6 protein-coding genes and 1 pseudogene are annotated in these 4101 nt (G+C 67.4%); 3 read left to right on the plus strand and 4 right to left on the minus strand.

What is annotated here, in order from left to right; all coding sequences use genetic code 11:
- The coding region (locus tag BST15_RS20705; RefSeq protein WP_474623354.1) for a PPW family C-terminal domain-containing PPE protein at positions 1–767 on the plus strand (767 nt) is incomplete at its 5' end.
- 105 nt (positions 768–872) lie between these two features.
- Positions 873–1116, plus strand: a pseudogene (locus tag BST15_RS20710) (transcriptional regulator); the annotation flags it as partial.
- Positions 1117–1185: 69 nt separating this feature from the next.
- On the opposite strand, the gene BST15_RS20715 reads toward BST15_RS20710, so the two are convergent.
- From BST15_RS20715 to BST15_RS20730, 4 genes are read right to left on the minus strand one after another with little or no spacing between them, the layout of a single operon-like run.
- A complete protein-coding gene (locus BST15_RS20715) occupies positions 1186–2145 on the minus strand; it encodes a M56 family metallopeptidase (protein WP_046191273.1) in 960 nt (319 codons plus the stop codon).
- Entirely contained in the window at positions 2142–2522 is a 381-nt protein-coding gene (locus BST15_RS20720; protein ID WP_046191274.1) for a BlaI/MecI/CopY family transcriptional regulator, read from the minus strand. The genes BST15_RS20715 and BST15_RS20720 overlap by 4 nt, the downstream gene beginning before the upstream one ends.
- A 4-nt stretch (positions 2523–2526) precedes the next feature.
- Positions 2527–3030, minus strand: a complete 504-nt coding sequence (locus BST15_RS20725) for a hypothetical protein (protein WP_046191275.1) — start codon at positions 3028–3030, stop codon at positions 2527–2529.
- 28 nt (positions 3031–3058) lie between these two features.
- Positions 3059–3391 carry a hypothetical protein gene (locus BST15_RS20730; RefSeq protein ID WP_046686433.1) on the minus strand — a complete coding sequence of 111 codons (333 nt, stop codon included), beginning with the start codon at positions 3389–3391 and terminating at the stop codon, positions 3059–3061.
- Between the two features lie 312 nt (positions 3392–3703).
- Between BST15_RS20730 and BST15_RS20735 the strand changes: the two genes are divergently transcribed.
- Positions 3704–3979 (plus strand): DUF1490 family protein, encoded by a 276-nt coding sequence (locus BST15_RS20735; protein ID WP_046189995.1) that lies wholly within the window; start codon positions 3704–3706, stop codon positions 3977–3979.
- Positions 3980–4101 lie beyond the last annotated feature (122 nt).

Raw genomic sequence — 4101 nt, forward strand, 5'->3', positions numbered from 1 at the left:
TGCTTGTGTCGAACCTGCCCCAGATGGCCCCGCAACTGTTGTCGGTGGGCCTAGGCCTCGCTATCGCCAACCTCGGATTGGCGGCCGGTCTCGCGGGGTTGGCCGGCCTGGCTCAACCCGCCGGGGTCGCTGCCGCACCGATACCAGAACCCGTTGCGGCTCAACCCAACTTATGGCCGTCCGCCGGGATCAACCTGACCCCGCCGGCCGCTCCGGCCACCGTCGGTAGTGCGGCGCCCGCGGCCCCCACAGCGCCAGTTACTGCCGCCGGTGCCGCGACCGTGCCGGCCACGGGTGTTGAAGGATTCGGCTACATACTGGGCGGTGGTGGACCCGGTCCCGCGGTCGGCCCGAGCCTCACCGACCGTAGCCGCGTCAAGGCGCCGGCCTCCGACCTCAGCGCGCAGGAGGCGACCGCCGCGGCCGCGGCGACCCGGGAGCAGGCGCGCACCCGCCGCCGGCGGCGAGCGGCGGTGAAAGATCGCGGCTACCGCGACGAGTACGCGGAACTGGGCGACGACATAGACCCCGACCCGGGCCCGTCGACCAGCGATCAGCTCGCCGCGCCGACGGCGGCATCGGATCGCGGCGCCGGCGCGCTAGGGCTTGCCGACAGCGCGCGCAAGGCCAACATCACACCGGCAGCGGGGTTGACCACGCTGGCTGGTGACGGGTTTGAGGGCGCCCCGACCGTGCCGATGGTGCCAGGCACCTGGGGCCACGACGACAGCCCCGGCGAGACTCGGTACGCCGACGACGGTAGCTGACCGTCCTCGCCGTTCTCAACTTCGACGTTCCCGAATTGGCGTATACGCGTTCCTGGCGGGGACCACTCGTCGCCGCTCACCAGCAGTCGAAGGGTTTTAGACACGTCCCGCGCCGGGCCACGCTCGGTGACCGAGCCCGCCGATGAGGTCGGCATGGAGCAGGCCGCGGTCTCGCAGCAGCTGCAGCTGCAGCGCAACCTCGGCCTGATCGCCGGCAACAGCAGTGGGCGCAACATCGTCTACCGCCTTCTACGACAGCCACGTCGCGCAACTGCTCGACGAAGCGATCTACCACCGCGAACACCTACGGCTGGGACTGTCGGAGCACCAGACGGGGACCCTCGGCTAAACCGAATCCCTGCCCTGGTCGACGAGTGGGGGAAAGATCGCACCCCGGCACGTGGACGTACTCGATCGCTTAGAGTGCGGCAAAGCTGCAGAGCCCGGAGTTCATCGCGGTGACTGTTGCGACCGCGATCGGACCCGTAATGAGCACACCGGTTACGACGAGCCGACTGCACACGGCCAGCGGCAGACGACGGCCACGCGGTGGGGACATCAGCCGCTGCACTCGGCTGAGCATATCGCCGCCAGTGGCAGCAAGTGCCGCGGCGGGCACACCCGAACCCGCGGTGAGTGCTGCGAAGGCTTCGAGTAGCGTTTGGCGGCCGTGTGCGCGGACGGCCGCATCGTCGGCCCGCATCTCCAGCAGTCGAGCGATCTCGGCCGCACCGCGGGTGAACAGTGCGAGCCCGGGCAAAGCGGTGGCCAGGCCGCGGGTCAAGGCGATCAGCAGGTGGTGGTGTTCGTCGAGATGGGCACGCTCATGGGTGAGGACGGCGTCTAGTTGGGCGCTGTCGAGTACCTGAAGTGCGCCGGTAGTGACGATCGTGGTCCGTGTCGGATCGGCGACGCAGTAGGCGGCCGGTGTGCGGCCATCGAGCACGACGGCATCCAGTCCGGGGTAACGGCGGCCCACAATTCTGGCCGCGTGAGCATGCTCGGCTGCCTGCCGGTCGGCCCGGCTGAGCGCACACTGCACCCGCCAGCCCAGTCGGCCGAGACCGAACACCGCGGCCGCAACGATCGCCAGGGCGATGGCCTGGACGAGGAAGCCGTATCCGCCCGCCGCCACGTTACGCACCACTGCCAAACAGGCGCGCCACATCGCAACACCGGTCCAGCCGGTATGTACCACGTCCGTGGCTAAAAATATCGTCGCTGAAATCCAGGACCCGAGCACACTGAGCATTGCGGCCAGCCAAACCGACACACCGAGCCCCGGGGCATCTCCCCCCCGTGTCAGCCGAGTCAGCGCCAGTGGGCCGGCGGTGAGGGCCAGCACGCTGTAGAGAAGCAGGCACATGGCGACGCTCACCGGGAACGCCCCCGCGATGTTTGATCGAGAACCTTGCGCAGCGCCGCCGACTCATCGGCGGTCATCTCCTGCACGAAATGTGCGAACACCACGTCGGGGTTGTGCGCGGCACCCGCCAGTGCCTGGCGCATCAGACGGGCGCTGTGCTCTTCGCGGCTGAGCACTGGCCAATACCGGAAAGCCCGGCCGTCCCGATCTCGCTCCAGCCAGCCCTTGGAGTGCAGGTTGTCCATGGTGCTCATCACCGTCGTATAGGCGATGGCGCGAGTGGCCTGCAACTCCTCAAACACCTGCCGCACACTCGTCGCACCGTCACAAGCCCACAACCGGTCCATAATCACCGCTTCCAGGGCCCCGAACTCGCGTGCCGCCCTCATGGCATCACATTGCCATCCCTGCACAGCAGGGCAGTGTGCCCCACACCGCTTGTGTTCCGCTGTCGCCGGCCCGCACCGTCGACCAGACGCAGGCAAGCGCAAACAGCAATGTTGCGGCGCCGGCGCCGGCGGCGCCGATCCGGCGGGCCGCCGGCGCCACAGCGCCCACGGTGCCCGCGAAGATCGGGGTGTGCAGCGCCCACCAGCAGGCCAGTGCGATGGTCAACAGTGCAACCCAGACGATGAGCTGCCCTCCCAGCGTGACGTGTCGACTCAGCACCGCACCGTCCATCATTGTCCGCGCCCGCAGCGTGCCACCGGCTGCCGTGGTCAGCGGAACCAGCAGCAACGCCGCCGTGGCAACCAACAGCGGTGTCGCACCGATCCGTCGCCGCGCTGCGGGCCACACCACCGCCAGGATCGCCAGCAGTGCGGCCAGTGGCACCAACACCGCCACCAGATGCGCCAAGAGCGGATGTGTCGGCAGCCCGTGAACCATCCCAACCATGCGAACCTCGCTTCCCGGTCGCAGCTGACTACTTGTCGCAGCAGTCCTTACCGGGTTTCGGCCCCATCTTGTCCATGGGCATGTTGTCCATGGGCATGCCTTCGCGCATCTTCGGACCCGGGTGGTCCTTGTCCATCGTCATCGGTTTTCCACAGCACGGCTCATCCGGGCCGTGTCCGGCCGGTGCATCGTTGGGCGGGGCCGACGCGGTCACCGTGCCGAAAGTGAGCGTGCCGGTGGAGCCGGCCCATGTCCCGACGAAGAAGATCCCCAAGCCGATGACTGCGAACGTCAGGACCGCCGCAATCGTGGCCTTACGCTGCCGCAGCTTGACTCCCACCGTGCCGAACAACCCCATCATCTGTTCCCTTCAGACTGGTGCGCCAAATGCGCCAGAATCGACCTACGTATTACGTACGTAGACAGTAGATCAGGTGAAGGGTCGCACCGCAAGCGTGTCGAGAGCCCTCCCTGGCTGGTCGCACGCGTCGGCGCGGTCGAGGCCAAGCAATATTTTGCAGATGAGCCGTCAGCGAACCAAGAGAAGGCTGCCTGCCCTAGGGCGGCCCGACGATATATGTTGATATTGCAATATGGTGATGTTACTGTCAGTGGACGAAGGACCAATCGTTGTGCCAATCGGGCAGAACGGGGACGAAAGGTGCGGGTAGCGATGTATGCGTTGTTGGGTAAGGCGGGGGCCGCGGTAGTCACCGGGCTGGTCGGGGTGAGCGCCTACGAGGTGTTGAAGAAGGCGCTCGGGAAGGCACCGTTTCGGCGGGCGGCGGTCGTGACGACGGAGTTGGGTTTGCGCGGCACGAGGCGCGCTGAGGTGGTGGCGGAGTCGGCGCGGCTGAAGGCTTCCGATGTGTTCGCCGAGGCCCGCGAGCGCATCGGCGAAGAGGTGCAGCCTCCTGCTGCCGCTGACGTGCACGACCACGACCACTGACCGCGCAGATGACTGCCGTCAAACACGCCGCGCTGACGCTCGTTTCGGGTGCGGTCGCCGATGATCCCGCTCTCGAGGTCGTTTCTGATGCGGCCGGGCGGATGCGGGTCAAGGTTGCGTGG

Origin of the sequence: Mycolicibacter arupensis, from assembly GCF_002086515.1 — a bacterium.
Taxonomy (GTDB): Bacteria; Actinomycetota; Actinomycetes; order Mycobacteriales; family Mycobacteriaceae; genus Mycobacterium; species Mycobacterium arupense.